The organism is Nocardioides sp., from assembly GCF_035429765.1.
Lineage (GTDB): Bacteria > Actinomycetota > Actinomycetes > Propionibacteriales > Nocardioidaceae > Nocardioides.
Genome location: NZ_DAOMFK010000191.1, coordinates 1 through 6222, shown reverse-complemented (window position 1 = coordinate 6222; position 6222 = coordinate 1). Strand labels below are relative to the sequence as shown.

General features: G+C 75.6%; 6 protein-coding genes. 1 reads left to right on the top strand and 5 read right to left on the bottom strand.

All coding sequences use genetic code 11. The features are described 5' to 3' along the window. Window positions 1-393, bottom strand: a 393-nt coding sequence (locus PLP61_RS14090; protein WP_324503379.1) for a hypothetical protein, incomplete at its 3' end; no start/stop codon positions are given. Between the two features lie 115 nt (window positions 394-508). On the opposite strand from PLP61_RS14090, the gene serC reads away from it, so the two are divergent. Continuing rightward, window positions 509-1633, top strand: coding sequence for a phosphoserine transaminase (serC, locus tag PLP61_RS14085; RefSeq protein ID WP_324503378.1), 1125 nt, complete (start codon window positions 509-511; stop codon window positions 1631-1633). Here serC and PLP61_RS14080 read toward each other — a convergent pair. The 4 genes from PLP61_RS14080 to PLP61_RS14065 all read right to left on the bottom strand — a co-directional run. Further along, complete coding sequence (locus PLP61_RS14080; protein ID WP_324503377.1) at window positions 1612-2112, bottom strand: O-acetyl-ADP-ribose deacetylase; 501 nt, start codon at window positions 2110-2112, stop codon at window positions 1612-1614. The genes serC and PLP61_RS14080 overlap by 22 nt on opposite strands. 11 nt (window positions 2113-2123) lie before the next feature. Next, on the bottom strand, window positions 2124-3131 hold the full coding sequence (locus PLP61_RS14075) for a hypothetical protein (RefSeq protein WP_324503376.1): 1008 nt from the start codon (window positions 3129-3131) through the stop codon (window positions 2124-2126). After that, on the bottom strand, window positions 3118-4329 hold the full coding sequence (locus PLP61_RS14070) for an SAM-dependent methyltransferase (RefSeq protein ID WP_324503375.1): 1212 nt from the start codon (window positions 4327-4329) through the stop codon (window positions 3118-3120). The genes PLP61_RS14075 and PLP61_RS14070 overlap by 14 nt, the downstream gene beginning before the upstream one ends. A 79-nt stretch (window positions 4330-4408) precedes the next feature. Continuing rightward, window positions 4409-6222, bottom strand: a 1814-nt coding sequence (locus PLP61_RS14065) for an FAD-binding and (Fe-S)-binding domain-containing protein (RefSeq protein ID WP_324503374.1), incomplete at its 5' end; no start/stop codon positions are given.

Here is a 6222-nt window from a genome sequence, read left to right as displayed (position 1 = left end):
CCCGGGCCCGCGCACACCGGACGTGCCGGCCGCACCGGACGCGCCGCCCGCAGCGGCCGGGCCGCGCGCGGTACGACCGACGCCGAGGATCCCCTCACCATCGCTGAGGTACGCCGCGGAGTCCTTGACCACCGGCGCCGTCTCCCCCGCGGCGTAGCGGGCCCCGGCCCCCATGAACCCCGCGCTCAGCAGCCCGAAGCCGACCACGAGCAGCACCCCGCCACTGACGAACATGAAGAACGCGGGTTGGGCCTGGTCCCCCACGCCGCCGGTGGCGAACCGGTAGAAGCCGACGACGACCAGGACGAGCCCCAGACCGCCCAGGGCGATGCCGAGAACCCGGAAGACGGTGCGGGCCGTGCCCTGTCGGGCTCCGCCGGGCGGTGGCGTCATCGGTTCCCCCTTCGAGAGGCCTCGCCCGGGTGCGGGCCGGAGGCAGCCGGATGCCACAATAGACGGGCTGACAGCGTCGTCAAGCATCCGTGCCGCACCGACCGGAAGGTTCCCGATGAGCGACGCCAGCCCGATCACCCTCCCCGCCGATCTCCTCCCGGCCGATGGACGCTTCGGCGCAGGACCGTCCAAGATCGACCCCGCCCACCTCACCGCGCTCGCGGCGACCGGCACCACGCTGATGGGGACCTCCCACCGGCAGGCTCCGGTCCGCGCCCTGGTCGGCCGGGTGCGCGAGGGGTTGGCCGAGCTGCTCTCCCTCCCCGAGGGCCACGAGGTGGTGCTGGGGAACGGCGGTGCCACCGCGTTCTGGGACATCGCCACCTACGGGCTGATCCACGAGAGGAGCCAGCACCTGTCCTTCGGGGAGTTCTCCTCGAAGTTCGCCAAGGCGGCCCAGCAGGCGCCGTGGCTCGCCGCCCCCACCGTGATCAGCTCGGACCCGGGCAGCCACCCCGAGCCGGTCGCGGAGGAGGGGGTGGACGCCTACGCCTGGGCGCACAACGAGACCTCCACCGCCGTGATGGCCCCAGTCGTGCGACCGGCGGGCACCGAGGGCGCCCTGGTGCTCGTCGACGCGACCTCGGGCGCCGGCGGCCTGCCGGTGGACCTCACCGAGGTCGACGCCTACTACTTCGCCCCGCAGAAGTGCTTCGCCTCCGACGGCGGCCTGTGGGTCGCGATCCTCTCGCCGGCCGCGCTGGCCCGGGTCGAGGAGATCGCGGCCTCCGGGCGGCACGTCCCGGCCTTCTTCGACCTGCCCACGGCGATCGACAACTCCCGCAAGAACCAGACCTACAACACGCCTGCGGTGGCCACGCTGTTCCTGATGGCCGAGCAGCTGGACTGGATGAACGCCCAGGGCGGGCTGAAGGGCATGGTCGAGCGGACCACCGCCTCCTCCACGGCGCTCTACGGCTGGGCCGAGCAGACGGCGTACACCACGCCGTACGTCGCCGACCCGGCGCACCGCTCGTTGGTCATCGGCACGATCGACTTCGACGACTCGATCGACGCGGCCGCCATCGCCGCGACGCTGCGCGCCAACGGGGTGGTGGACACCGAGCCGTACCGCAAGCTGGGGCGCAACCAGCTGCGGATCGCGATGTACCCCGCCATCGACCCCGAGGACGTGGCCGCGCTGACCCGGTGCATCGACTACGTGGTCGAGAGGCTCTGAGCGAGCGCGGCGTACGCCGTCTCGTCGAAGGCGACCAGGCGGGCCTCCCGGACCTCGGTCGGGGTGTCCCGCAGGGTCGTCACCGCGGCGTCGGCGGCGTCTGCAAGCGGCCAGCCGTAGATGCCCGCGGACACCAGCGGGAACGCCACCGTCCGGGCACCGAGCTCGTCGGCCACCCGCAGCGCACCCGCGTAGCACGCGGTGAGCAGGGACCGGTCGGTCTCCCCCGCCCGGTAGTCGGGCCCCACCACGTGGATCACCCACCGGGCGGGCAGGTCGCCGCCGGTGGTCCAGCCGGCCTGCCCCGTGGCGAGGCCGTGCGGGAAGCGGCGGACGCAGTCGGCCAGCACCGCGGGCCCGCCACGCCGGTGGACCGCGCCGTCGACTCCCCCGCCGCCGCGCATCCGCCGGTTGGCGGCGTTGACGACGGCGTCGACCTTCTGCTCGGTGAGGTCGCCGCGGACGAGGGTGAGCTGCATGTCTCCCGAGGTTAACGCGTACGCCGCCGGCGGCGGGCCAGCACGGCCCCTGACCCGAGCACCGCGAGGGCTGCGAGAACTGCCGCCCCCGCCCACGTGCGACCCCCGTCCTCCTGGGCCTCCCTGGCGCCCGCCGGGAGCGGAGCCGGGGAGGCCGCCGGGGACGTGGTCGACGACGCCGGGGGCCCGCCGGCCGGCGCTGCCCGGACCCGGGCCGGAAGCTCCGCCCGGAGGACCGGCGTGTGCATCCCCTCGGTGCTGAGCCACAGGGAGCCGTCCGGGGCGACGGCGAGCCCCTCGCCCTGCGGCTGGTCGGGCAGCGGGAAGGACGCGACCGGGTCCAGGCCGGGGAAGGAACAGACCACCGCGCGGGTGTAGGTGCGCAGCACCAGGTGGCGGCCGTCAGGCAGGAAGGCCCCGTCGGTGACCATGCCGGGCACCGGCCCGACGGGTCGCAGCCGGTTCGGGCGCTCGGCCGACAGCCGCCGGGGAGCCGCGAGCAGCGTCCCGCCGAAGACACCCTTGGTGGCCAGGTAGACCCGTCCGGTCACCGGGTGCACGAGCAGCGCCTCCGCGTCGTGCGGGCCGTCGGGATAGGTCAGCCGGTAGGTCGGGGCGCCGACCGTCGTGGTGGACCGACCGACGGGCACCAGGGCGAGGGTGACGTCGTCGCGCGCGGCCCGGTTGTCGCCGATGTCGCCCACCCACACCTCGCCGCCGCTCCGGGGGCCGACGGCCGGCGCGAGCGCCTCGACGTCCACGGGGCTCGAGGACCAGGTGGTGGTGCCGACGGTCCGTCCGGTCGCCGGATCCACGACGAAGACCCGCCCGGTGTCCCCGGAGTCGTTGGTGGTGACCACCAGCCCGTCGGTGAGGACCAGCCCGCTGGACTCGACGATCGCCGGGTCGGCGAAGCGGAGCATCACGTCGGCGCCGCCGCGGTCGGCGTGGCCGAGCCCTGCGGCGACCAGGAACGGTACGACCACAGCGACCAGGCCAGCTCGCTCAGCGTGGCGCACGCGAGATCAGCTCACCGAGCCGGGGGGTGATGCCCCACGTGCGCACGAGGTCGTCGTACTCGGCCGAGGCCCCAGGGTCGGCGGCGGCCCCGGTGCGGACCGCGCGGAGCAGCGTGTTGCGCGGCGTGTGGGCGCTCTCGACGAACTCCACCACGTCGACGCGGTAGCCGGCCTCCCGCAGCAGTGCGGCCCGGACGGCGTCGGTGAGCGTGTCGGCGAGGCGCTCGCGCAGGATCCCGTGCCGCAGCAGCTCGGAGTACGGCGCCGGCGCGGGGTGCCGGCGCAGCTGGGCCGCCACGTCGTGGTGGCAGCACGGGGCCGCGAGGATCAGCGGCGCCTGCCAGGCCACGGCCCGCGCGAGCGCGTCGTCGGTGGCGGTGTCGCAGGCGTGCAGGGCGAGGACGACCTCGGGGGCGGGCTCGAGCTCGACCTCGCCGATGCTGGCGACCACGAACTCCGCGTCGATGCCCAGGGACGCCGCGAGCGCGGCGTTGTGGTCGCGCGACTGCTGCTTGGTGTCGACCCCGGTGAAGCGGACCGGCAGCCCGCGCACCTGGGTGAGGAACCTGTGCGCGGCGAAGGTGAGGTAGGCATTCCCGCAGCCGAGGTCGGCTACCCGGAGCGGCTCGTCCGGGGTCGGCCGGCGCAGGTGCCCGCGCTGGAACGCCTCGGTGAGCGCCGCGTCGAGGAGGCGCACCAGCTCCTCGACCTGGCGGTACTTCGCCTGCCGGCTGGGCTTGACCCTGCCCTCGGGCGTGGCGATGCCCAGCGCGACCAGCACGGGGTCGTCGGCGGGCAGCAGCCGGCGCTTGTCGCGGTCGTGGGTGCGGGCGACCGGGACCTCCTCCGTGCGCGTGCGCGTGTGCAGCACCGGGTCGCCCTTCTTGGTGACCCGCAGCTGGAGCACCTGGCTGGTCGTCTCGACGTGCCAGCTGGCGTAGGGCTGGTCGAGCAGCTCGTCCACGGCCGCCCGGGCGGGCTCCCCGAGCGCATGGTTGCCGGTGTGGGCCTGGGTGGCGTCGTACGCCGTGACCTGAAGGTGGCGGCCGGCCTTGAGGTCGACGTACCTCAGCTCGACGCGCCGCCAGCGGGGGGTCGCACCTCGTCGGCGGCCGGCCGCGACGGCGGAGACCAGCGTGTCCGCGTCGAGGAGCAGGCCGCGCACCCGGGCCAGTGCCCGGGTGAGCGAGGTGGTCATCGCAGCACGGCGGCCAGCACCACCACGAGCAGCAGCCCGCCGAGGGCGACCGGGATGACCAGGCGGCGGTGGCGGGGGTTCACCGCGACAGTTTACCGGCCAGCAGCTCGGCCAGGTGGACCGCGGGGACGTCCGCCAGGTCCGCCAGCTGGGTCCGGCAGGAGAGCCCGTCGGCGAGCACCACCGCCTGCGGATGGGCGCGGGTCGCCGGGAGCAGGTGGGTCTCCGCCACGGCGACCGACGTCTCGTAGTGGCCGCGCTCCATGCCGAAGCTGCCGGCCAGCCCGCAGCAGCCGGGGACCCGGGTGACGGTGGCCCCCGCACGGTGCAGCAGCCGCTCGTCGGCCTCCCACCCGAGCACCGACGCGTGGTGGCAGTGCGGCTGGGCGACGATCTCGGTCCCGGTGAGGTCGGGGGGCGACCAGTCCAGGCGCTCCAGCAGCTCGGCGAGGGTGAGCACCCCGGCGGCCACCTCGCCGGCCCGGGGGTCGTCGGTCAGCTGGGCCGCGTCGGCGCGGAGGGCGGCCAGGCACGAGGGCTCCAGCCCGAGCACGGGCGCGGTGGCGACGTACGGCGCCAGCGTGGCCACCGTCTGCTCGACGATCCTGCGGGCCGCGTCGAGCTGGCCGGTGGTGACCCAGGTCAGCCCGCAGCAGGCCGTCTCCGGGATCACCCGCACGGTGAGCCCGGCCGCCGCCAGGACCGCCATCGCGGCCCGGCCGGACCCGGGCCGGAAGTGGTCGGTGAAGGTGTCCGCCCACAGCCACACGTCCGGCGGGACGTCATCCGGGGGGAGCCGACGTCGGCTCCGTCCGTGTGACGTCCCGGGACGGACGGACGCGCGGAGCGAGCGGGGCGCCAGGGTCGGGAGGGTACGCCGGGGATCGATGCCGGCGGACGCCTTGACCAGCGCGGCCACCGGGCCGAGGGCCAGCGCCCGGTTCACCCAGCCGCCCCGGCCGCCGGAGAGCCGCACCCACCGCGGCAGCCGGCCCAGCGCGTAGTGGCTGCGCGGACGACGCCGGCCGACCCAGGTCTGGTGCAGCACCTCGGCCTTGTACGCCGCCATGTCGACCCCGGTCGGGCAGTCGCTCGCGCACCCCTTGCATGCCAGGCACAGCTCCAGCGCCTCGTGCACGGCGGGGTCGCGCAGGCCGCGCACCAGGGTGCCGTCCAGCGCCTCCTGGAGCACGCGGGCGCGGCCGCGGGTGGCGTCCTTCTCCTCCCGGGTGGCGGCGTACGACGGGCACATCACGGCGGTCCCGGTGACGGCGACGCACCTGCCGCCGCCGGTGCACCGGTGCACCGCGTCGAGCAGCGAGCCGGCGTCGTGCGGCAGCCGGAGCGCCAGTGCCGGCTCCTGGGCGGGCCGTCCCGGGCGCAGGTCGGCGTCCAGCGGCGCGGGGTCGACGAGCACGCCGGGGTTCAGCAGCCCGTCGGGGTCGCAGACCGCCTTGACCGCTGCGAAGAGCCGCAGCGACTCCTCGTCGTACATCAGCGGCAGCAGCTGGCTGCGGGCCCGCCCGTCGCCGTGCTCCCCCGACAGCGAGCCGCCGAAGTCGGCCAGCGACGTCGCACAGGCGAGGAGGAAGTCGCGGAACCGACGTCGGCCGTCCTCGTCGAAGGTGAAGTCGATGCGGGCGTGGACGCACCCGTCGCCGAAGTGGCCGTAGGGCACGGTCTCGAGGCCGTGCGCGGCGAGCAGCTCGTCGAACCGCCGCAGCCAGGCGCCCAGCCGGGCCGGTGGGACGGCCGCGTCCTCCCAGCCGGAGTACGCCGGGCGGACGAGGCTGCGGGCGGCGAGCCCGGCGCCGTCCTCCCGGATGCGCCACAGGGCGGCCGCCTCGGCGGGGTCGGAGACCACCCGGTGCTCGAGGGCGCCGGCCAGCGGGA